The 21,934-nt window shown below is 72.1% G+C and carries 18 protein-coding genes; 14 read left to right on the top strand and 4 right to left on the bottom strand.

Annotation, left to right across the window (positions count from 1 at the left end; genetic code table 11):
• Positions 1 to 7: 7 nt before the first annotated feature.
• The 13 genes from SJY07_RS07465 (at position 8) to SJY07_RS07405 (ending at position 15,701) form a co-directional block, all read left to right on the top strand.
• On the top strand, positions 8 to 1,144 hold the full coding sequence (locus SJY07_RS07465; RefSeq protein WP_380158112.1) for a glycosyltransferase family 4 protein: 1,137 nt from the start codon (positions 8 to 10) through the stop codon (positions 1,142 to 1,144).
• The gene (locus SJY07_RS07460) at positions 1,141 to 3,183 is read left to right on the top strand and encodes a DUF6541 family protein (RefSeq protein ID WP_380158110.1); all 2,043 of its coding nucleotides are present in this window, start codon (positions 1,141 to 1,143) and stop codon (positions 3,181 to 3,183) included. The genes SJY07_RS07465 and SJY07_RS07460 overlap by 4 nt, the downstream gene beginning before the upstream one ends.
• A 29-nt stretch (positions 3,184 to 3,212) precedes the next feature.
• Positions 3,213 to 5,039, top strand: coding sequence for a glycosyltransferase (locus SJY07_RS07455; RefSeq protein WP_328294882.1), 1,827 nt, complete (start codon positions 3,213 to 3,215; stop codon positions 5,037 to 5,039).
• Positions 5,036 to 6,223: an acyltransferase family protein gene (locus SJY07_RS07450; protein ID WP_380158107.1), complete on the top strand. Its 1,188-nt coding sequence runs from the start codon at positions 5,036 to 5,038 to the stop codon at positions 6,221 to 6,223. The genes SJY07_RS07455 and SJY07_RS07450 overlap by 4 nt, the downstream gene beginning before the upstream one ends.
• Before the next feature lie 115 nt (positions 6,224 to 6,338).
• On the top strand, positions 6,339 to 7,526 hold the full coding sequence (gene glf / locus SJY07_RS07445; protein ID WP_328294884.1) for a UDP-galactopyranose mutase: 1,188 nt from the start codon (positions 6,339 to 6,341) through the stop codon (positions 7,524 to 7,526).
• Positions 7,523 to 9,535, top strand: coding sequence for a glycosyltransferase (locus SJY07_RS07440; RefSeq protein WP_328294885.1), 2,013 nt, complete (start codon positions 7,523 to 7,525; stop codon positions 9,533 to 9,535). Before glf ends, SJY07_RS07440 begins: the two co-directional genes overlap by 4 nt.
• 2 nt (positions 9,536 to 9,537) lie before the next feature.
• Positions 9,538 to 10,434, top strand: a complete 897-nt coding sequence (locus SJY07_RS07435; protein WP_380158104.1) for an ABC transporter permease — start codon at positions 9,538 to 9,540, stop codon at positions 10,432 to 10,434.
• Positions 10,434 to 11,213 carry an ABC transporter ATP-binding protein gene (locus SJY07_RS07430; protein ID WP_328294887.1) on the top strand — a complete coding sequence of 260 codons (780 nt, stop codon included), beginning with the start codon at positions 10,434 to 10,436 and terminating at the stop codon, positions 11,211 to 11,213. Before SJY07_RS07435 ends, SJY07_RS07430 begins: the two co-directional genes overlap by 1 nt.
• Positions 11,210 to 12,775: a hypothetical protein gene (locus SJY07_RS07425; RefSeq protein WP_380158102.1), complete on the top strand. Its 1,566-nt coding sequence runs from the start codon at positions 11,210 to 11,212 to the stop codon at positions 12,773 to 12,775. The genes SJY07_RS07430 and SJY07_RS07425 overlap by 4 nt, the downstream gene beginning before the upstream one ends.
• Positions 12,772 to 13,281 carry a phosphatase PAP2 family protein gene (locus tag SJY07_RS07420; RefSeq protein ID WP_380158100.1) on the top strand — a complete coding sequence of 170 codons (510 nt, stop codon included), beginning with the start codon at positions 12,772 to 12,774 and terminating at the stop codon, positions 13,279 to 13,281. The genes SJY07_RS07425 and SJY07_RS07420 overlap by 4 nt, the downstream gene beginning before the upstream one ends.
• Positions 13,278 to 14,180 (top strand): decaprenyl-phosphate phosphoribosyltransferase, encoded by a 903-nt coding sequence (locus tag SJY07_RS07415; RefSeq protein WP_328294890.1) that lies wholly within the window; start codon positions 13,278 to 13,280, stop codon positions 14,178 to 14,180. Before SJY07_RS07420 ends, SJY07_RS07415 begins: the two co-directional genes overlap by 4 nt.
• A complete protein-coding gene (locus SJY07_RS07410; RefSeq protein ID WP_380162212.1) occupies positions 14,180 to 14,611 on the top strand; it encodes a GtrA family protein in 432 nt (143 codons plus the stop codon). The genes SJY07_RS07415 and SJY07_RS07410 overlap by 1 nt, the downstream gene beginning before the upstream one ends.
• Positions 14,604 to 15,701 carry a glycosyltransferase family 87 protein gene (locus tag SJY07_RS07405; RefSeq protein WP_380158098.1) on the top strand — a complete coding sequence of 366 codons (1,098 nt, stop codon included), beginning with the start codon at positions 14,604 to 14,606 and terminating at the stop codon, positions 15,699 to 15,701. The genes SJY07_RS07410 and SJY07_RS07405 overlap by 8 nt, the downstream gene beginning before the upstream one ends.
• On the opposite strand, the gene SJY07_RS07400 is transcribed toward SJY07_RS07405, so the two are convergent.
• Positions 15,673 to 16,815: a low temperature requirement protein A gene (locus SJY07_RS07400; protein ID WP_380162210.1), complete on the bottom strand. Its 1,143-nt coding sequence runs from the start codon at positions 16,813 to 16,815 to the stop codon at positions 15,673 to 15,675. The two genes, SJY07_RS07405 and SJY07_RS07400, sit on opposite strands and share 29 nt — an antisense overlap.
• Positions 16,816 to 16,979: 164 nt before the next feature.
• On the opposite strand from SJY07_RS07400, the gene SJY07_RS07395 reads away from it, so the two are divergent.
• Positions 16,980 to 17,666, top strand: a complete 687-nt coding sequence (locus SJY07_RS07395; RefSeq protein WP_380158096.1) for a phosphotransferase — start codon at positions 16,980 to 16,982, stop codon at positions 17,664 to 17,666.
• Here the strand turns inward: SJY07_RS07395 and SJY07_RS07390 are convergent.
• From SJY07_RS07390 to SJY07_RS07380, 3 genes are all read right to left on the bottom strand, one after another.
• Positions 17,639 to 18,385: a DUF559 domain-containing protein gene (locus tag SJY07_RS07390; protein ID WP_380158095.1), complete on the bottom strand. Its 747-nt coding sequence runs from the start codon at positions 18,383 to 18,385 to the stop codon at positions 17,639 to 17,641. The genes SJY07_RS07395 and SJY07_RS07390 overlap by 28 nt on opposite strands.
• 295 nt (positions 18,386 to 18,680) lie before the next feature.
• Positions 18,681 to 20,684 carry a SpoIID/LytB domain-containing protein gene (locus SJY07_RS07385; protein WP_380158093.1) on the bottom strand — a complete coding sequence of 668 codons (2,004 nt, stop codon included), beginning with the start codon at positions 20,682 to 20,684 and terminating at the stop codon, positions 18,681 to 18,683.
• Positions 20,685 to 20,709: 25 nt separating this feature from the next.
• Positions 20,710 to 21,933 carry an LGFP repeat-containing protein gene (locus SJY07_RS07380; protein WP_380158091.1) on the bottom strand — a complete coding sequence of 408 codons (1,224 nt, stop codon included), beginning with the start codon at positions 21,931 to 21,933 and terminating at the stop codon, positions 20,710 to 20,712.
• Position 21,934: the final 1 nt, after the last annotated feature.

The following is a 21,934-nucleotide window of genomic DNA, read 5'->3' as shown; positions in this document are numbered from 1 at the left end:
ACCGATCGTGTCGTGCCTGGTCCGCATCGCGACGCGGACCTACCCCCCGGACGTGGGTGCCGCGCCGTTCCGGCTGCGCGCCCTCGCCCGTGCCCTGGTCGAGGCCGGGTGCGACGTCGAGGTCGTCACGACCACCGCGACCGCGCCGGAGACCCGTGACCCCGGGGTCGCCACCTCGCGCTTCCCCGTGCTGCGCGACCGTGACGGTGCCGTGCGCGGGTACCTGCAGTACCTCTCCTTCGACGTCCCGCTGACCGCACGGCTGCTCACCGGTCGCCGTCCCGACGTCGTCGTCCACGAACCGCCGCCCACCACCGGCGTCGTCACCCGGATCACCTCGGCGCTGCGCCGGACCCCCTACGTCTCCTACCTGCCCGACGTCTGGTCGCAGGGTGCCGTCGCCGCCGGCGCGCCCCGGCCCGTGCTCCGGGCCGTCGAGTTCGCCGAGCAGGCCGCCCTGCGCGGGGCCGCGCGCGTCCTCGCCGTCACCGAGGGGATGGCGCAGCAGGTGGTCCGCGGCGGGGTCGACCCCGACACGGTCCGCGTCGTCGGCAACGGCGTCGACGTCGACGTGTTCCGCCCGCAGGAGAGCGTCGCGGGGCCGGGGTTGCGGGTCGTCTACAGCGGCACGATGTCGGAGTGGCAGGGGGCCGAGGTCCTGCTCCGCGGGTTCGTGCGGTTCCTCGGGTCGAACCCCGACGCCCGGCTGACCATGGTCGGCGGGGGAGTCGACGTCCCGAGGTTGCGGGCGCTGGCCGCCGACCTCGCCCCGCACGCCGTGGACCTCCCCGGCACCGTCGCCCCGGAACGCGCGGCCGAGCTGCTGGCCCACGCCGACGTCGCGCTCGCCTCGCTGGTCCCGGACACCGGCTACGACCTCATGTCGCCCACCAAGATCTTCGCCGCCACCGCCTGCGGGACCCCCGTCCTCTTCGCCGGGGTCGGGGGCGGCGCCGACCTCGTGCGCGAGCACGACCTGGGGTGGGTGGTCGGGCACTCCGCGACCGCCGTCGCCGACGCCCTGCGCGAGGTCACGACCCCGATCCCGCCGACCCGGGAACGCCTGCGGGAGTGGGCCCTGGAGCACGGGTCGCTGGCCTCCGCCGCGCGACGGGCCGCCGCCGCGGTCCTCGAGGTCCTGTGAACCCCCCGATCCCCGTCATCACCGGCGGCTCCCCGGCCTCCGACGCCCTGACCCTCGCGCTCGGCGTCCTCTGGGTCCTCCTCCCGGGCGGTCTGGTGCTGGTGGCCGGCGGGGTCCGGAAGGTCCCCGTGCTGCTCGGGGCCGCGCCGGCCACCTCCGTCGGGATCTCCACCCTCGCCGCGACGGTCAGCGGGCTGAGCGGCACGCGGTTCTCCTGGTGGCTCGTGCTCGCGGCCACCGCCGGTCTGCTCGCCGTGCTCGCCCTCGTCCGCGGCCGGGCCGGTGCCTTCGAGACCGAACGGGTCCCGCGCGGGCCCGCGCTCGCCGCTGCCGCGCTGCTGCTCGCCGCGACCGCCACCGCCCTCGAGCTGTTCCGCCGCGGGATGGGGGCGCTGGCGACGCCGTCGCAGGAACACGACACCCTCACCCACGCCCTCGTCACCGCCCGGATCCTGCGCACCGGTGACGCGGCCCCCTGGCGCGGGCAGGTCCTCGACGTCGTCACCGGGACACCCGCGCAGTACTACCCGAACGGTCTGCACCAGTGGGCCGCGCTCGTCGCCCAGAGCGGGGACGTTAGCGCCGTCGCCGGCTTCAACGCGACCAGCGTCGTCGTCCTCGCCGTCGTCCAGCCCCTCGGCCTCCTCGCCCTGGCGGCGCGGACCCTGCCGAAGGAGTGGCTGCCCGCCGGCGGGGTCGCCGCGATCGCGTCGGTGCTGGCCTACCAACCGCTGCAGGCCATGCACCACGACTCGGGCGCCCTGCCCAACGCCGCCGCGATCGCCTTCGCCCCCGGGGTGGTCGCACTGCTGCTGCCCCCACCGCGGACCCCCGGCCGGGGTGTCGTCGGGATCCTCCCCGCGATCGCCCTCGCCTGCGCCGGAGCCGTCACCGTCCACCCCAGCGCCGCCCTCACCATCGGCGGCGGCTTCCTCGGGGCCTACGTCTTCGGCCTCGTCCTCCGCGCGGAAACAACACTTTCCGCCCCTGACCGGGCACGTTCGAGGGCGGAAAGTGTTGTTTCCGCGGGGACGTGGCTCGCGGGGCTCGCCGGGGCGGGGGTCCTGGTCGCCGCGCTCGTCGGGACCGCCCTCACCCAGGCGGCGGCCGCCGGCGGCGGGTCCAGCTCACGCTTCGCCCGCGACATCCCGGCGCAGTCGCTGCCCGACGCACTGCACCGCGTGTTCACGCTGCCCTTCCAGGGCGGCCTCGACCTCGCCGCCACCCGCGAGCAGTGGTGGCTGGCGGTCCCCGTCCTGCTCGGTGTCGCGCTCGCCGGGCGCCGGGCCGGGGCCGTCGCGCTGACCTGGCTGGTCTGGTCCGCGCTCGCGCTCGCCTACCTGCTCGACCTGCACGCCCCGGGTCTCGACCTGGTCTGGGACACCGCGTGGAACTCCTACTTCCGGGTCGTGGCGCACGGCAGTCCCTGGGCGTGGCTGCTCGTCGGGGTCGGTGTGCTGCGGCTCTCGACGCTGCTCGCCCGCCGGTGGACCCCCGTGCTGGCCCCGGTGCTGGCCACCGTCCTGGGCGCCGCGCTGCTCACCGCCAACGTGCTCGACGTGTTCTCGATCGAGGTGCAGGCCCTGCGCGAGCGCTACGCCGAGCCCACCTACCAGCGCATCGACGCCGACGACCAGGCCGCCGGCCGCTACCTGGCCGCGCACGTGCAGCCCGGCCAGCGCGTCATGAACTCCGGCAACGACGGGTCGACCTACGACTACGTCCTCGACGGTGTCCCGATCCTCGCCACGACGGCCGTGCCCACGACCCCGCTGCCCGACCTGCGGACGCTGACGGCCCGCTTCCACGACCTGCCCACCGACCCCGAGGTCCAGGCGCTGGTCGCGAAGTACGACATCGGCTGGGTCGTCGTGGACTCCGTGGCCCCCGGCCTGCCGCTGAAACCGGCCGACGCCGTGTTCTTCGGCCAGCCCGGCTACGACGTCCCGCCCGGGCTCACCGGCCTCGACGGGGTCGAGGGGCTGCGCAAGGTCTTCACCAGCGGGACGGTGAGCGTGTGGCAGGTGACCCTGCCGTGACACCGCGAGCGACCTGGCACCCTGTCCCGGTGCCCCGGGAACGTGTCATCGCCGTCGTCGTCGCCTGGGACCGCCGCGACCTGCTGCTCGCCGGGCTCGACGCGCTCGCCGCCCAGACCCGCCGCCCCGACCTCGTCGTGGTGGTCGACAACGCCTCCTCCGACGGCTCCCCGCAGGCCGTCCGGGAGTGGAGCACCGGCACCGACCTGCCGCTCGACCTGGTCGTCCTGCCCCGCAACACCGGCGGCGCCGGCGGGTTCGCGGCCGGTCTGGCCCGCGCGGTGCACCGCCACGACGCCGACGCCGTCTGGCTGATGGACGACGACACCGTCCCGACCCCGACGGCGCTCGCGGAAGCGCTGGCCGCCCTGCGGCGCACCGGGTCCGCGGTCGTGGCGAGCCGGGTCGTGTGGACCGACGGCCGGGACCACCCGATGAACACCCCCCGCGAGCGTCCCGGGGTCAGCGCGCAGGAGCGGGCGGCGGCCCGGGCCGCGGGCTGCCTGCCGATCCGTTCGGCCAGCTTCGTCGCGCTGCTGCTCGACGCGCGGGCGGTGCGCGAGGACGGACTGCCCGAGGCCGCCTTCTTCCTCTGGAACGACGACTTCGAGTACACGACCCGGCTGCTGCGCCGCCGGCGCGGGGTCGCGTGCGCGGCCAGCGTCGTGGAGCACCGCACCAAGGTGTTCGGCTCCACCGACGCCGACCCGGGGGAGCGGTTCGTGCTCGAGGTCCGCAACAAGCTGTGGACCTTCACCCGCTCCCGACCCCTCGACGCCCGCGACACCGTCCTCTACGGCGGGGCGACGCTGCGCCGCTGGGGCCGGACCATCGCCCGCTCGCAGCGCCGCGACGTCCTGCTCAGGGGCCTGACCAGCGGACTGCGCCAGGGGGTCCGCCGCCCCGCCGCCACGGCCACCGTCCTCGCCGGCCTCGGAGAGGTCTCCGACGACGTCCGCGCCGTGGAGTCCGCCGCCGGCCGCGCCCCCCTCCTGGAGCCGGCTGGACGCCGGCTCCAGGACCTGAGGTTCTCGGTGCTGCTGCCGGTGTGGGCGCGCGACGAGGTCGCGCAGCTGCAGCGCGCGGTCGCCAGCGTGACGAGCGACCAGGAACTGCGGCCCGACGAGGTCCTGATCGTCCGCGACGGCCCCGTCCCCGACGACCTGCAGGAGGCCCTCGACGCCCTGCAGGGCGTCCGCGTCCTGGAACTGCCGGTCAACGTGGGTCTCGCCCGGGCCCTCGAGGAGGGTCTGCGGCACTGCACCTTCGACGTCGTCGCCCGGATGGACGCCGACGACGTGAGCCTGCCGCACCGCTTCGCCCGTCAGCTGCCGCTGATCGCCGCGGGTGCGGACCTCGTGGGGGCGGGTCTGCTGGAGATCGGCGCCGACGAGGACGACGTCGTCGGCCGCCGCGTCCCGCCGACCGGCGCGGCCGCGATCGCCCGCTACGCCCGCTTCCACGACCCCTTCAACCACCCGACGGTGGTCTACCGCCGTTCCGCGGTCGCCGCGGCGGGGGGTTACCGGGACCTGGACCTCATGGAGGACTACTGGCTGTTCGCGCGGATGATCGGCGCGGGTGCCCGCGTGGAGAACCTCGCCGAACCGCTCGTGAAGTATCGCGTGGGTGCGTCCCCGGACGCCGGCTCCTACGCCCGCCGCGGTGGTCTGCGCCTCTTCCGCTCCGAGCTCACCCTGCAGGGGCACCTGCTGCGGGAGGGGTTCACGAGTCCCGTCCAGGCCGCCCGCAACGTCGTCGTGCGCGGCGGCTACCGCTTCGTCCCGACCCGGATCCGCACGCTCGCCTACCGGGCGCTCATCGCGACGTCCCACCAGCAAGGAGGTGACCGGTGACCGCCGTCACCGACACGCAGCCCCCCGCCGACACCACGGCGGCCAGGCGCCTCCCCGAGGTCCGCTCGATCACCGGGCTGCGGATCGTCGCGGCCGTCTGGGTGCTGCTCTTCCACTGGAAGTTCACCCCGCTGCCGGACTGGGAGCGGGTGCGGGCCTTCCTCGTGCCGGTCACCGACTCCGGCCACCTGGGCGTCGACCTCTTCTACGTGATCTCGGGGTTCGTCATCACGCTGACCTACGTCGAGAAGATGGGCCGGCGACCGGACCTGCGCGGCTGGTGGCGGTTCTGGTGGGCCCGGATCTGCCGCGTCTGGCCCGCCTACGCCGTCGTCGTCGTGCTGTTCGGGATCTGGCTGCTGTGGCGGCGCAGCATCGACCCGACGTTCTACGCCTACCAGGGCGTCCAGCCCGACCTCGGGCCGTGGAGCTGGATCCAGCAGCTGCTGCTCGTCCAGCTCTGGCACCGTCCCGACTTCGACGGGGCCAGCTTCGTCGGCGCGACGTGGTCGGTCTCGGCCGAGATGGCCGCCTACGTCGCCTTCCCCGTCCTCGCGCTCGTGCTGTACCGGCTGAAGCGGCTGCCCTGGTGGGTGCTCGTCGCCGGCGCCGTCGCGCTGATGGCCCCGGCCGCCCTGCGCAGCTACCAGACCGGGGTCATCTACTGGGACTACAGCTGGCTGGAGCGCATCTTCACCTGCTTCGGCGCAGGTGCGCTGGTCTGCCTCGCGGTGCGCAAGCTGCAGGCGGGTCCCCGCTCCGGCGAGCTCGCGGCCCGCTGGGCCCCGCGGGTCGCCTGGATCCTGGTGATCGAGTGCGTGCTCGTCGTCGGCTGGGCCGCGGGCCGGCCCTACGACCGCTTCGCCGTCGTCGCGGTCTTCTTCCCGCTGCTCGTCGGCGCGCTGGCCCTCACCGACGCGGGCCCCTCGGCCTTCCTGTCCCGCCCGGCGATCGTGCTCGGCGGGCGGATCTCCTACAGCGTCTACCTGGTGCACGTGCCGGTGTACGAGATCTTCTGGACCTTCCAGAAGGAGGTCCCGCAGATCGCGCCGGGGGGGCCGTGGACGAGCTTCGTGGTGCCGAACCTGCCGATCGTCGCCATCGGGCTCGGGTGGGTCCTGTGGAGGTTCGTCGAGGAACCCGCCCGCCGCCGCCTGCGCGCGGTGGGCCGTGCGCGCCGTTGAAGTGGGTGGGGGTCCGGGACGGCTACGCTGACGCCACCATGCCCGAGCACAGTGACGCCCCTGTAGATGCCACGCAGAAGACGCCAGAGACGGAGCGACCGAGGGTGAGCCAGCCGTGAACATCGACCTCGTCGTCGTCGGATCGGGCTTCTTCGGGCTGACGGTCGCCCGTCAGTGCGCGGAGGACCTGGGCCTGAAGGTCCTCGTCATCGACCGCCGGCACCACATCGGTGGCAACGCCTACTCCGAGGCCGAACCGGAGACGGGCATCGAGGTGCACCGCTACGGCGCGCACCTGTTCCACACCTCCAACGAGCGGGTGTGGGAGCACGTCAACCGGTTCACGAAGTTCACGCCCTACGTGCACCGCGTCTTCTCGACGTACCAGGGCGGCGTCTACTCGATGCCGGTCAACCTGCACACGATCAACCAGTACTTCGGCAAGGCGCTCTCGCCGGCCGAGGCGAAGGCGCTCGTCGCCGAGCAGGCGGGCGAGATCGACACCGCCGCCGCCGACAACTTCGAGGACAAGGCGATCTCGCTGATCGGCCGTCCGCTGTACGAGGCGTTCTTCAAGGGCTACACCGCCAAGCAGTGGCAGACCGACCCGCGCAACCTGCCCGGGGCCACGGTCACCCGCCTGCCGGTGCGTTACGGCTACGACAACCGCTACTTCAACGACACCCACGAGGGTCTGCCCGTCGACGGGTACACGAAGTGGCTGGAACGCCTCGCCGACCACCCCAACATCGAGGTGCGGCTGAACACCGACTTCTTCGACGCGGACCAAGAGGTCCGCAAGGGCAACGTCGCCGGGAACGTGCCGATCATCTACACCGGTCCCGTCGACACCTACTTCGACAACGCCGAGGGCGAACTGTCCTGGCGCACGCTCGACTTCGAGCAGGAGGTCCTCGACGTCGGGGACTTCCAGGGGGCGCCGGTCATGAACTACGCCGATGAGGACGTGCCCTACACCCGGATCCACGAGTTCCGGCACTTCCACCCCGAGCGGGACTACCCCAAGGACAAGACCGTCATCATGCGGGAGTTCTCCCGCTTCGCGGTCGAGGGTGACGAGCCCTACTACCCGGTGAACACCCCCGAGGACCGGCAGAAGCTGCTGGCCTACCGCGACCTCGCGTCGCGGGAGAAGGGCGTGCTCTTCGGGGGCCGGCTCGGTACCTACAAGTACCTCGACATGCACATGGCCATCGGGGCGGCCCTGTCGATGGTGGACAACAAGCTGACCCCGCACTTCAAGGACGGCGTGGCCCTCGTGGCCGGTGGGGTGGACGCATGAGCACTGTCACTTCTGGTTCGGAACTGCACCTCGCAGCCACCGGCGTGGGCCTCGCGCCCGACGACGGCGCGTGGCGCGAGGTCCACCGCATCGTCTTCCCGTCCCGCGCGGACATCGACGTGCTGCCGCTCTACGTCGACTTCTCCCAGTCGGAGGGTTTCGCCTCCGCGGAGTCCGACGGCGTCGAGTTCGTGAGCACCGGTTCCGGTGACTCCGACACCGAGGCCGCCGGCGACCGCCGCAGCCTCACCGTCCCGGCCGGCAAGCGATACTCGCTGGGTTCCTACTTCAACGCGTTCCCGGCCTCCTACTGGCGCAAGTGGACTCGGGCCGAGAAGATCCGGTTCGCGGGCACGTTCGTCGGTTTCGGCACGGTGACGCTGTTCAAGTCCAACGCCCGAGGTTCGCGTCAGCGCGTCACGTCCTGGCGCGTGGACGGCGAGGCGCAGCTGCGCGAGGAACTCAGCCTCGCCCCCTTCGCCGACGGCGGCTGGTACTGGATCGACGTCGCCGGCGGTTCCGACGACCTGACGCTGGTCGAGGCTGCGTGGAGCGCCCCCGTCGCCGACCACGTCGCCGGCAAGGCCTCCATCGGGGTCACGACGTTCAACCGGCCCGACTACTGCGTGAAGACGCTCAACGCGCTGGCCTCCGACGCCTCCGTGCTCGAGGTCCTCGAAGAGATCGTCATCGTCGACCAGGGCACCCAGAAGGTGCGCGACGAGGACGGTTTCGACGAGGTCGCGGCCCTGCTGGGCTCGAAGCTGCGCATCATCGAACAGGCGAACCTCGGCGGGTCCGGCGGGTTCGCCCGCGGGATGTTCGAGGCCGTCCGCTCGGAGAAGGCCAAGTACGTCCTCCTCCTCGACGACGACGTGAACATCGAGCCCGAGGGCATCGTGCGCGCCGTGCAGTTCGGCGACGCGTGCCGCAAGCCCACCCTCGTCGGTGGGCACATGTTCGACATGTACGACCGTTCGGTGCTGCACACCCTCGGTGAGTCGGTGAACCTCTACCGGTTCTTCTGGGGCCCCGCGCGCGGGCTGTACCACGGCCACAACCTGGCGGCCTCGAACCTGCGCCAGACCCCGTGGATGCACCGCCGCGTCGACACCGACTACAACGGCTGGTGGATGTGCCTCATCCCCGTCGAGGTCGTCAAGGACATCGGGCTCTCGCTGCCCGCGTTCATCAAGTGGGACGACGCCGAGTACGGCCTGCGCGCCACGGAGCACGGCTACTCGACGGTGTCGCTGCCCGGTGCCTGCGTCTGGCACGTGTCCTGGAACGACAAGGACGACACCATCGACTGGCAGGCCTACTACCACGAGCGGAACCGCTTCCTGGTGGCCCTGCTGTACTCGCCGTACGAGCGCGGTGGCCGGTTGTTCCGCGAGAGCAGCTACACCGACGTCAAGCACCTCATCTCGATGCAGTACTACGCGCAGGCCCTGCGCAACCGGGCGCTGAGCGACCTGCTGAAGGGCCCGAAGCACCTGCACGAACTGCTCGGCGCGACGCTGCCGGCCGTCCGGGCGCTGCGCTCGGAGTACCCCGACGCGCAGGTCGCCGCCGAACCCGACGCCTACCCGACCCCCAAGCGCGGCAAGCCCGCGCACAAGGGCAAGGAACCGCAGGCGCCGAAGAAGGCGACGCTGCTGCCGTGGGCCGCGCAGGCCGCGCTGCGTCAGTTGCGTCCCCCGAAGCCGGAGTCCGCCCAGCGTCCCGACGCGACCCTCGCCGCCAGCGAGGGCAAGTGGTGGGAACTGTCCCTCTACGACAGCGCCGTGGTCTCGATGGCCGACGGCAAGGGGGCGGTCTGGTACCGCCGCGACGCGAAGAAGTTCCGGTCGCTGCTCGCCGAGTCGGCCGACCTGCACCGTCGGATGCTGACGTCCTGGCCGCAGCTGCGGGCCGCGTACAAGGCCTCGCTGCCGGAGATCACCTCGATGCAGGCCTGGGCGGACACCTTCGGCGTCGACCTCGACGCCCCCCGCGAGGAGAGCTGAGCGTGCCGACGGCCACGACCGTCACGGCGACGTCGCCGCTGGTAGCCCCGGGCCACGGCTCGGGGCTGCTGGACGTCGTCCGGTACCGGTACCTGCTGAAGCTGCTGGTCCGCAAGGAGATGCGGGTCCGCTACCGCGGCTCCGTCATGGGTCTGCTGTGGTCCTACGTGAAGCCGGGCGTGCAGTTCGCCGTCTTCTACTTCGCGATGGGGGAGTTCCTCAAGCTCAACGAGAGCGTCCCCAACTTCGCGGTGTACCTGTTCTCCGGCATCGTCGTGATCAACTTCTACACCGAGGCGTTCGGCAACGCGACGCGCTCGGTGGTGGGCAACGCCCCCCTGATCAAGAAGATCTTCCTGCCCCGGGAACTGTTCTCGGTGTCCTCGGCGTGGGTCGCGGCGATCCACTTCCTGCCCCAGCTGATCGTCCTGCTGGTGGCCTGCTTCGTCACGGGCTGGCGTCCCGGGGTCGTGCAGGTCCTCGCCGGACTGCTGGGTTTCGTGATCGTGGCCGTGCTCTCGGTGGGGCTGGGGCTGCTCTTCGGTGCGGTCAACGTGCTGTACCGGGACTTCGAGAACATCGTGGACCTGCTGCTGATGATCGTGACCTGGACCTCGCCCGTCCTCTACGACTGGCAGAAGGTCGCCGCCGCGACCGGCGGTCCGAACTCCCTGTTCATGACCCTCTACCAGCTGAACCCGGTGACGGCGGCCGTCGAGCTGTTCCACTGGGCGTTCTGGTACCCGACCGGCGACGTCCGTGACGCCGTGGCCCCGGTCGTGCTGCCGCCGCACCTGCTGTGGTCGGGTCTGTGGGGTCTCCTCATCGCTCTCGTGATGCTCGCGCTGGGACAGTTCGTGTTCCGCCGCATCGAGGGCCGTTTCGCGCAGGAGCTGTGATGAGCGTGACGACTTCCTCCGACTCCCCGGTGCCGGGCGCCGCCGCGGCCGACGCACCCACCGCGATCGAGGTCCACGGCCTGGTCAAGGACTTCACCCTCCGCCACAACCGCTCCCTCAAGGAGCTGGCGATGGCGAAGATCCGCAAGCGTCCGATCTCGGACAACTTCCGCGCGCTGCACAGCATCGACCTCGAGGTCCGCCAGGGCGAGTCCCTGGCCCTGCTCGGGTTCAACGGGTCGGGCAAGTCGACGCTGCTGAAGCTGATCTCCGGGGTCATGCGCCCGGACCAGGGCACCATCGGGGTCCGCGGCCGCATCGCCGGGCTCATCGAGGTCGGTGCCGGGTTCCACCCCGACCTGACGGGGCGGGAGAACGTCTACCTCAACGGCGCCATCCTCGGGATGGACGAGGCGACGATCAACGAACGCTTCGACGACATCGTCGCGTTCAGCGAGATCGAGCGCTTCATCGACACCGAGGTGAAGTTCTACTCCTCCGGGATGTTCCTGCGCCTCGCCTTCGCCGTCGCGGTGCACACCGACCCCGAGGTCTTCCTCATCGACGAGATCCTCTCCGTCGGCGACGAGCCGTTCCAGAAGAAGTGCCTGGCCCGGATCGAGGAACTGCGCGCCGAGGGCCGCACGCTCGTCATCGTCAGCCACGACCTCGACATGGTCGCGAACCTCTGCACCCGCGGGATCCTGCTCGAGCAGGGTCGCATCGTGGCCGACGACACCGCGACCCGCGTCGTCGCCCGCATGCGCGGTGAGGCGTGACCGCCACGACGACACCGGGGACGGGGCGGCCGCGCACGGCCGGACCCGCCGCCTCCCGCTTCGGGACCTTCGTCCCCGCCCTCGTGGTCGGCGTCCTCGCGGCCGCCACCTTCGTCCTCGTCCACCGGGCCCTGGTCGACGACGCCTACATCACCCTCGCCTACGCGCGGAACCTCGCGCTGCACGGGACGTGGGGGCTGCTGTCGAACGTCGAGTCCAACACCGCGACGTCACCGTTGTGGGTGCTGCTGCTCGCCGGGGTCACCGCCATCGTGCGCCGGCCCGTCGTCGCGCTGGGCATCCTGCACGTCGTGATGGCCGTGGCCCTCACCCTCTCGCTGACCTCCGCGGCCCGTCGCACGGGACTGCCGGCGTGGGTGGGTCCGGTCGCGGCCGTCGCGATCGGGGTCAACCCGCTGCTGCTGAGTTCCGTCGGCCTCGAGTCGGCGTTCCTCGTGCTGCTGCTGTCGTTGCTGCTGCTCACCGCGGTCCGCGGGGCCGCGCTGCCCTACGGGCTGGTCGCGGGCGCCGTCGTGCTGACCCGGATGGACGCCTCCGTCGTGGTCGTCGTCCTCACCCTGCTGACCCCGGCCGTGCTGAAGCGGGTCTGGATCGCCGTCCCCGCCGCCCTGGTCGTGGTGCTCCCGTGGATGGCGTGGAGCTGGTTCGCCCTGGGCTCCGCCGTCCCGGACACCGTCGTCATCAAGACGCTGCAGAAGGCGTGGGAGCAGTACGACGTCCACAACGGCATGCAGCTCTACGTCGAGGTCTACGGGCTGACGGCCGTCCTCGCGTTCCTGCCGGTGCTGCTGGGCGGGCTCGGTTGGTTCGTGCTCGTGGGGTTCGGCTGGACCCGTCGCCGGTCGGCGACGAGCGCCCCGAGCGAGCTGCGGGTGTGGCCGTGGCTGGCGCTGGGGATCGCGGGCGTCGCGCACTACGTGGCGCTGAGCGTCCTCGGCGTGCCGCCGTACCACTGGTACTACGCGGTGCTGGTGTCGGCGTCGACGATGGTCGGGGCCGCGGCCCTCGGTGCCTGCTTCCGCGGCCTGGAACTGCGCCCCGTCGCGCTCGGGGCGAGCGCGGCGGCCGTCGTCCTGCTCGTGGCGAGCGTCGGCTCCGACCTGCGGGCCGGGACGCCGTGGGCGCTGGCCCCGATCCAGACGAACTGGGCCCACCCGGCCCGCTACACCGAGATCGCCCTCGACGTGAAGACGATCCTCCAGCAGCAGGGGGGTCCGCAGTACGTGACCTCGCCCGGTGAGGTCGGGCACCTGGCCTACGTCTGCGACTGCGTCGTCGACTACTTCGGCGACCCGGCCCGGGTGCAGCCGATGATCGACCAGGTCGAGGCCGGGGCCTCGCCCCTGGAGAAGCGGCTGCTGGAGTGGAACTTCACGCACCGCGACGCGTCCGCACCGCCCGTCCCGGTGGCGGGGGAGTTGTTCCGCTACGACCGGGGGACCGAACCGCCCGCGGCGCAGGGGCTGCCGACCTGGCCGATCACCACGACCTGGGACATGGTCCCCTCCGACATCGTCCTGCAACCGGTGGGTGGCGCGTGAGCCCGTTGTCCTCGATCGCCGCGGCCGACCTGCGCGTCCTGCGCGGCGTCCAGTCCGCGGTGACCTTCCCCGGCGCCGTCCCCACGGCGACGGCCCTCTCGCACGCGGGGGAGCACGCCGCCGCGTGGATCGGCCTCGGCACCGTCGGGTTCCTGCTCGACCGGTCCCGTCGCCAGGAGTGGGCGATCGCCACGGCGTCGGTGGTCGCCGCGCACGGCGCCTCCGTCGTGCTCAAGCGCGTCGCGCGCCGCCATCGCCCGCTGGACCACCACGTCCAGGTCCGGGTCGGCACACCCAGCCGTTGGAGCATGCCCTCCTCGCACGCGACGTCGACGACGGCCGCCGCGGTCGCGTTCGCGCCGCTGCTGCCGGTCCCGACGTGGCCGCTGGTCCCCGCGATGGCCCTGTCCCGGCTCGTGCTCGGCGTGCACTACCCGAGCGACGTCACCGCCGGTGCCCTCCTCGGCGCCGCGACGACGGTCGTGGTCCGCCGGATCGCCTCGTGACCACCCAGGAGCGCTCGATCACCCCGTCCACGTCCCGGCTGCCCGCCTGGCTGCGGGCGATGCGCCCGCGGCAGTGGGTCAAGAACGTCCTCGTCCTCGCGCCGGTGTTCCCGGCCGGATCGCAGGTCGGGCTGGACACCCTCACCGGGGTGGGCGTCGCGTTCGTGCTGTTCTGCCTCGTGTCGAGCTCGATCTACCTCATCAACGACGCGAAGGACGTCGAGGCCGACCGCGCCCACCCGCGCAAGCGGTTCCGCCCGATCGCGTCGGGGGAGCTGTCCTCCCGGACCGCCGTCGTCCTCGCGATCGTGCTCGCCGTGCTCGCCCTGGGGTTCGGCACCTTCTGGCAGCCGATGCTCGGGGTCGTCCTCGGGGTGTACTTCGCGATCCAGCTCGCGTACTGCTTCGGGGTCAAGCACGAACCCGTCCTCGAGCTCGCCTGCGTCGCGTCGGGTTTCCTGCTGCGGATGCTCGCCGGCGGCACCGCGGGTGACATCCCGCTGTCGGGGTGGTTCCTGCTCACCACGGCGTTCGGTTCGCTGTTCATGGCGGCCGGCAAGCGCTACGGCGAGGCCCGTCGCGGGGAACTCACCGGTGAACCGGTGCGCCGCGTCGTGCAGAAGTACTCCACCACCTACCTGCGGTTCGTCTGGACGCTGGCGGCGACGGTCGTCGTCACGACCTACGCGCTGTGGGCGATCGAGGTGCTCGTCGCCCAGACCGGCACGAACCTCGCGACCCTGACCATCGTCCCGTTCATCCTCGCCGTCCTGCGCTACGCCGTCGACGTGGACGCGGGCAACGCCGAGGAACCCGAGGAGATCGCCCTGCACGACCGGGTGCTGCTGGCCCTCGCCGTGGTGTGGTGCGGCTCGCTGCTGCTGGCGGTGTGGCTCTGATGCGCGAGTTCCTGCGCTCCGAGCGCATGGGCGAGGTCGTCCGGTTCCTCATCTCGGGCGGGATCGCCTACCTCGCCGACCTCCTGGTCTTCAACCTGCTGCTGCTCGCCGGGGTCGACTCGATCCTGGCGAAGGTCGTCTCCAGCGTCATCGCGATCTTCATCGCGTTCCTGGGCAGCCGCTACTACACGTGGCGCGACCGGCGAAGCGTTCACCCGGGCCGCGAGTACGCGATGTTCTTCCTGTTCTCCGCGATCGCGGCGGGCCTGCAGCTGCTGTGCCTGGCGATCACCCACAACGGCCTCGGCTGGACGTCGGCGCTGGCCGACAACATCTCCGGCAACGTCGTGGGGATGGCCATCGCGATGGTGTTCCGGTTCCTGACCTTCCGGACGTTCGTCTTCCCGGACCGCTCCGTCACCCGTGCGTGACCGTCGCTTCCTGGTCCCCGCGCTGCTGGGGGCCGTGGTGGCCGTCGCGATCGTCCTCTCCGGGGTCGGTCAGGAGTCGTGGGAACGCGGCTACGACCTCGCGGTCTACCGCGACGGCGCGCAGGACCTGCTGGCCGGTCGCGACCTGTACCTGCGCGAGACCTACCGCGGGCACTGGTTCGTCTACCCGCCCTTCGCGGCGGTCCTCTTCCTGCCGTTGCTGCTCCTCCCGGCCGCGGCGGACCTCCTCGTGTGGGACGCGGTGCTGCTCGGGGTCACGGTGTGGGGGACCTGGCGGGTCTTCCGGTCCTTCGGCGCCGCGCTGTCCGCGGGTCTCGGTGTCGCGTTCGTCCTGCTGAGCGACCCGTTCCGGGAGGCGCTGGTGCTCGGGCAGATCAGCCCGCTCGTCGTGCTCGGGCTGGTGCTCGGGTGCCTCTACGGCGGCCGGGGCGGATCGATCCCCGCCGCGTTGTCGGCGGCGGTGAAGGTGACCCCGGCACTCGTCGTGGCGGCGCTGCTGAACCGGCAGGCGCGACGGTGGTTCGCGCTGCCTGTCGTCGTGGTCGGGGCCGTCCTGACCCTGCTCGGGGTGCTCGTCTCACCCCGGTCGGCGGTGTCCTACTTCGGGGGCCTGCTCTGGGACTCCGCCCGGGTCGCCGCCCCGGGGACGACGACGAACAACTCCCTGGCCGGGGCGTTCGCCCACGCCGGGGTGCCGACGTGGCCCGCGCTGGTGCTCAGTGTCCCGTTGCTGGTGACCGTCGCCGTAGTGGCGCGGCGCTGCGACTGGCTGGACCGGAGCGCCCGCGTCCGGTTCGGGCTGCTCGTCTCCCTGGTGACGTGCCTCGTGTCGCCGGTGACGTGGTCGCACCACGCGCTGGCCGCACCGATCGCCGTCGTGGTGCTGTTCGCCCTCGGGGGGTCCCGGCCGCTGGTGGTGCTGGCCGGCGTCCCGTGGTTGCTGCCGGTGCTGCAGTGGGGGCCCGTGCTCAGCGAGACGCGGCCGGTGTCGTTGCTGGTGCTCGTCGTCCTGCTGGTGCGGCGACGACCGCGAGCCTCGGTCACCCCACCGGGGCCGGCGACCGCGTAGGCACCGGGGGACGGACCACCAGCACCGCGACGACGACCGCCATGACCACGGCCGTCAGGGTCACGGGGACGGGCAGCACGGGGTCGAGTAGCACGAGCAGCGCACCGACCGGGACGACGGTGTTGACGAGGCGGTCGGCGCTCTGCCGGATCGCGAGGAACCAGATCCCGAGGACGAACACCGCGACGGGGACGGTCACCGTGAACGAGGCGGCGACGTCGCCGAGTTCGCCCTTCCCCGCGAGGTGCTCGATCTCCACCTCGATCCCGGCGGAGAACGCGCCCGCGGCGGCGAACACGAAGTAGTGCAGGTAGCCGTAGCGGAGGGAACTGCGGAGGTCGCGGATCACCCGGTGGTGCGGCGGCCAGAAGTAGGTCCACCACATCGCCGCCGTCACGACGAGGGTGAGGACGGCGATGGAGATCAGCGGTCGCAGCGCCTCGGCGTCGTGCAGGGCCTCGATGACCGCGTTGGCCGATCCGAGCAGGCTCTCGCCCAGCAGGATGAGGGTGAAGAGGCCGTACCGCTCGGTGATGTGGTGCGTGTGCCACGGCGTCCGGCCCTGGCGTTCCGCCACGACGGGGACGGCGATCTCGGCCAGGGCCAGGACGACGAACGCGGGGACCGCGAGGTCCTCGGGCAGGGCGAGGAACGCGATCCAGAACACCTGCACGACGGCGATGCCCAGCGCGTACACGACCGTCGTCCGCCGACGGGGCCCCGCGCTCCGCGCCGCGCGGAGCCACTGCGCGATCATCGCGACGCGCATGACGACGTAGCCGACGACGGTGATCGTGAAGTCGGAGTGCTCGAACGCCGGTTGCACCCCGGCCGCGAGGATCAGGACCCCGGCCATCTGGAGGATCGTGAGGACGCGGTAGAGCCAGTCGTCGGTGGCGAAGCTCGTGGCGAACCAGGTGAAGTTCATCCACGCCCACCAGATGGCGAAGAACAGCAACAGGTAGTGCGTGAGGGCGTACCCGACGTCACCGTCGGAGAGGGAGTGGTGGAACTCGGCCGCCGTGATGCTCACGGCCACCACGAACACCAGGTCGAAGAACAGTTCCAGCGAGGACGCGACCCGTCCCGGTTCCTGCGGGTCGCGGGCCCGCATCGGGATCAGGCGGGCACGGGCGCTCGTCTCGGTCACGCGCCGACGGTAGCGGGTAGCGTCGGGCCGTGGAGGAGGCGCTGCGAGGGGGATACCTGTCCGCGCCGGTCCGGCGAGGTGACACCGTCGTGCGGCCGACCGGACCGTGGAGTCCGGGAGTTCACCGCTTGCTGGGCGCGTTGGTCGAGCGGGGTTTCCCCTCCGCCCCGCGGCTCCTCTCGGTCGACGCCACCACCGAAACCCTGACGTTCGTGCCCGGTCAGGCCGGGACGTACCCGGTGAGCGCGGTCCAGCGGTCGGACGCCGCCCTCGTCTCGGTCGCCCGAACCCTGCGCTCGCTGCACGACACCACGTCGGGTCTCGACCTGGCGGGGGAGTGGCAGGCCCGGACGGTCCTGCCCGTCGAGGTCGACTGCTTCGGCCACAACGACCTCGGACCGTACAACGTCGTCTTCGACGGCTCCGAGGTGGTGGCCTTCATTGACTGGGACCTCGCGGGACCCTCGAACCGCGTCTGGGACCTCTGCTACGCCGCCCACCGCTTCGCGCCCCTGTCTGCGCCGCGGTCGACGGTGGCCTTCGGTTGGGATCCGGTGCCCGACCAGGGCGTCCGGTTGCGGACGTTCTTGCACGCCTACGGACGCCCGGTCGACGTCGGGTACCTGCTCGACCTGCTCGTCGTGCGGCTCTCCGCGCTCGCTGCGAACATCGAACTCCAGGTCTCCCGGGGTAACCCCGCCTACGACCGGCACCGCGACGAGCAGCACGGGGACGGCTACCGCGAGGACGTCGGGTGGATCCTCGGCCACCGGGCGGAGTGGGTCGTTCAGGCGGCGGGTCGTCCGGCGGTGTGAACGTCGCGGACCACTGCGAGCCACCACCCCCGCTGCCGGACGACCTGGTCCCAGCTGAACCGCAGCACGACGAATCCCCGTCGCCGCAGTTCGGCGTCCCGACGGAGGTCCTCGTTGCGTCGTTCGCGTGCGGAGTGGAAGGTGAAACCGTCCACCTCGACGACCAGCCAGCCGTCGATGACGAAGTCGGTCCGGCCGGCTGGTTCCAGCACACGCTGGGTTCGCAGCGGATACCCCTCGTCGAGCAGGTCGACACGCGCGATGCTCTCCAGCGCCGAATCGCACACCGGGTCGGCCAGGGTGATCAGCCCACGACGGGGATCGTTGCGGTTCATCCGACGGGCTGCGTCCTCCAGTTCCTCGACCGTGACGAGGCCGCGCCGCAGGGCGTGGTCGAGGGGGACGAGTGCGAAACGCCGTGGGAGGCAGCGCAGGCAGTCCAGGACGGTGGTCAGGGGATCGGTGCACCCGTCGAGGTCACGGACCTCCCTGCGGTGCACCACCGTCCCCGGCCAGGTGCCGCGTGAGCCGGGAGGACTGGTGATGTGCGGCCGTGAGGGTGGGTCGACGAGGTCGAGCCCGAGGGCGGCCGCCGCGGTGTGGCAACTGCGGACACCCCCGAGGACGGCGGCCGCGACGAGTTCGGGGTGGGTGTCCAGCAGCGCGTACACGCCCCGGCTGGGCTGGACGACCTCGCCGACGGCGACGGCTGCTCGCAAGGACGTCGGGACGTCCTGAGGTGCAGCCGTTCGAACCGTGCGGCGCCACCGCACTCGCGGAGGGCTTCGAGGGGGTCCATGGCCGGAAAGGTTGCCCGAACGGTGGCTCGGCTGCTCAGAGGCCTGTGGACAACGAGGGGGCGAACACGATTGCTAGCTCCATTCAACGACACACCGGGAGACGCAGGCGGTTCAACGGCGTGTCGTCGAATGGAGCTAGCAGTTCTGTTCGCCGACCGTGTGGTGCTCCACCACCAGCGGGGGCGACGACGGGGAGCACCACAGCGTGTGAGCGTCAGCTGCGGGCGACCGTGCGGGTGGTCGAGTCGTAGGTGAGCGTTCCGCCCTGGAAGGTCTGCGAGACGCGGGAGCCGTTCCACTGCTCGTCGGCCGTGGGCATGCCCAGGGAACCGTTCTCCCACCCCTGGGCGGCCCAGGTGGTGAGGAGCGCCCCGCGCACCGCGTGCGCACCGGTCGCGGCGGAGTAGTAGATCGACCCGCCCTGGAAGGGGGTGAACCAGCCCCGTCCGTTCGGCAGGGCGGCGTCCCCGGAGGTGGGGAAACCCAGACCGTTCTCCCAGCCGAGCTGACCGTACTTCTGCAGGATCGCGCCACGGACCTCGTGGGCGCCGGTCGTGGGGGACCAGTAGATCGACCCGCCCTGGAACCGGGTGAACCAGCCCGCCCCGTTCGGCGTGGGCGCGTCGCTGCTCACCGGCAGGCCCAGGCCCGTCTCCCACCCGAGGGAGGCCCACCGGCGGAGGATGTCCCCGCGGACGGCCTGCGCGCCGGTGGCCGCGGACCAGTAGATCGACCCGCCCTGGAAGTGGGTGTAGTAGGCGTTCCCGCCGGGAACCCGGTTGTCACCGGTCGTGGGGAAACCGAGGCCGGTCTCCCAGCCCATCGCGGCCCACTTGCTGCGGATGGCGCCGCGGACCTCGTGCGCACCGGTCGCCGCGGAAGCGTAGATCGAACCGCCCGCGTAGTGCTGGTAGGCGCCCTGGCCGCTCGGGGTGGTGAGTTCACCGGTGGTGGCCCCGCCCATCGTGCCGCCCGCGCCGCCGAGGGCGTCGTACTGCAGCTGCACCGCGCTGACGATGGCGAAGTAGTCCGACCGCAGGGCACCCAGCTGACGCAGTTTCGTCCCCGTCACCGCGACGCTGCCGTTGGTGCAGACGAGGGTCGCGCCGGTGACGCGGCCGCCGTAGTCGCCGCGACCGTCGCGGGCCTTGACGACGATGCCCGTCGCGGCGCCACCGGGGGCGCAGCCCGCGTTGAAGGCCGCGGCGGACACGGTGTTCGTCCAGGCGGCCACGGTGTCCCCGGGGGCGGTGCGGCCCGGCGCGGAGAACGGGTCCTCCTTGGCGACGAGGTACGGCTTGGAACCCGCGACCGTCCACCCTCCGTTGGAGGAGGAGAACTGGGTGAAGGCGACCTGGCCGGAGGAGGCGCGGATCTCACCGGCGGTCGCGGCGATCGCCGAGTTCGTCGACGACGGCGTCGTCCAGGTCTGCGCCCCGTTCCTGTCCCGGCTCTCCGCACCCCGGTACACCTGGCACGCGGTCGTGTCGCAGATGTCGGTCTGCGCCTGCGCGTTCAGCACGGACAGCGCGTAGCTGCGGGCCGCCACGGCCTGGGCCTTGAGCGCCTCCGCGTTCCAGGACGAGGGGGACTCGGCGGGCACGACCCCGCGCAGGTAGGTCTCGAGCGGGACGTCGTTGACGACGGTCAGGGTCGGACCGGTGACGATGCGGATGACCCCGTCGTAGCGGACGAAGGAACCGTCGCCCTTCTGCAGCATCACCCCGTCGGGACCGCTGATGGTGACGGAACCACCCCACGTCTGGTTCCCGCCGCCGTCGACGGTGCCGGAGAGCCCGGAGCCGCTCGGCGCGACGACCAGCCGCTGCCCGGGGGCGACCTTCTGGGCGGTGCCGGAGATGGACAACGGCTGGCCCGTGGGCGCGTAGACGGCGACGGCGGCGTTGGCGAACGACGTCAGTCCGACCCGCAGCGTCCGGTTCTCGCGCGAGGCGACGTCGGTGCCCGGGTAGTAGAAGTCGAGGATCGTGCGGTAGCCCTGGCCGGCGACGGCGCGCGACTGGGCCCCCCACTGCGACATGCCGATCCCGTGGCCGAACCCGTGGCCCACGAACGTGAACGAACCCCCGCTGGCGGGGCGCACCTCGTCGGCGGCCGCCGGGCCCGCGGTGAGGGTTCCGGCCGTGAGGGCCAGGGCGGTTCCGGCGATGACACCGGTGAGGCCGGTGACCAGGCGGGAGAGGGGGGTGCGTGTCATGTCGTCCTCCGGGGACTCGCGCGGTTCAGTGGTTCAGCGAGATCGAGGTGCTGCGGCGGACGGCGTCCCACACGAGGTAACCGCCCTGGAAGTCCAGGCGCAAGCCCCCCGGAAGGGGGTGCTCCTCGCCCACCGGGAAACCCAGCGGGCCGTTCTCCCAGCCCGAGGCGGCCCACGCGTCGCGGAACGCGCCGCGGACGGCGTGCGCACCGGTCGACGGCGACCAGTACACGGAACCGCCCTCGAAGTGGGTGTAGGCCCCCGGTCTCGTGGGCGTGCGCTGGTCGCCCGTCGTCGGGAAACCGAGACCGGTCTCCCACCCCAGTGCCGCCCAGCGGTCCCGGACCGCCCCGCGGACCTCGTGGGCCCCCGTCGCGGGGGACCAGTAGATCGAGCCGCCCTGGAAGTGGTTGTAGGCGCCGGCGCGCTGCGGGGTGCGCTGTTCGTCGGTGAGCGGCGCACCGAGCGCGGACGTGGCGCCGAGGGAGGTGAACCGGCCCGCGATGGCGCCGTGCACCTCGCGCACCGGCGTCGTGGGGGAGGAGTAGACGCTGCCGTAGCGGTAGTCGCGGCGCTGGACGCCCGTCGCGGACGTCGTGCGCCGGCCGCCGACGTCGGCGCCGAGGACGGAGCGGTCCCCGCCGAGGGCGATCCAGTGGCCCGTCAGCGGGTCGGCCGTCCCGCTCCACCACGAGGTCTCGCGGGCCGCGCCGGAGAACGTCAACGACAGGTGGACGTGGCTCGTGTGCGGGTCGGGACCGGTGTACGGCTGCCACCCGGCGGCGGGGTCGTACGCCTTCCACACCGAACGGTTCCAGATGACGTACATGATCCCGAGCCGGCGGGCGTTGACGGCGGTGTTCCCCTGCTCGTCCGGCGCCAGCAACCAGGTGGTGAACTCCTGGGCGAGGGCCGCCTGCGCCGGGTTCGCAGCGTCCAGCACCCAGTCCAGGGCGCGGCCGTCGGAGTGCTCGGAGACCGGGACGCCGTTCGCCGGGCAGTCCCGGGAGGTGCCCACGGTCTGCTTCCCGTAGGTGTCCCTGATCAGCTGGGCGAGCGCCAGGGTTCCCGGACGGGGTGCGGCGCAGGAGATCGGCGCCTGGTAGCGCGCGGGCAGCGCGTCGACGTCGGCGGGAACCCCCGCGGGGGTGCGGGGTGCCGCCGACGCCGACGACACCGCCGACGGCGCCAGCAGGCACGTCAACGTCGCGGCGAGGACTCCTGCCACGACGTTCCGCCGACGTCCCACG

Origin of the sequence: Kineococcus sp. R86509 (genome assembly GCF_042466365.1) — a bacterium.
Classification (GTDB): Bacteria; Actinomycetota; Actinomycetes; order Actinomycetales; family Kineococcaceae; genus Kineococcus.
Note: the sequence above shows the minus strand (reverse complement) of the source record. Positions and strands in the feature narration are given on the sequence as shown.

What these genes read in the sequence shown, in the direction of transcription:
- SJY07_RS07400 (WP_380162210.1), bottom strand. Translation starts at nt 16,815, where the DNA reads ATGCGGGCCCGCGACCCGCAGGAACCGGGACGGGTCGCGTCCTCGCTG.
- SJY07_RS07410 (WP_380162212.1), top strand. Translation starts at nt 14,180, where the DNA reads ATGCGCGAGTTCCTGCGCTCCGAGCGCATGGGCGAGGTCGTCCGGTTC.
- SJY07_RS07440 (WP_328294885.1), top strand. Translation starts at nt 7,523, where the DNA reads ATGAGCACTGTCACTTCTGGTTCGGAACTGCACCTCGCAGCCACCGGC.
- SJY07_RS07430 (WP_328294887.1), top strand. Translation starts at nt 10,434, where the DNA reads ATGAGCGTGACGACTTCCTCCGACTCCCCGGTGCCGGGCGCCGCCGCG.
- SJY07_RS07385 (WP_380158093.1), bottom strand. Translation starts at nt 20,684, where the DNA reads ATGACACGCACCCCCCTCTCCCGCCTGGTCACCGGCCTCACCGGTGTC.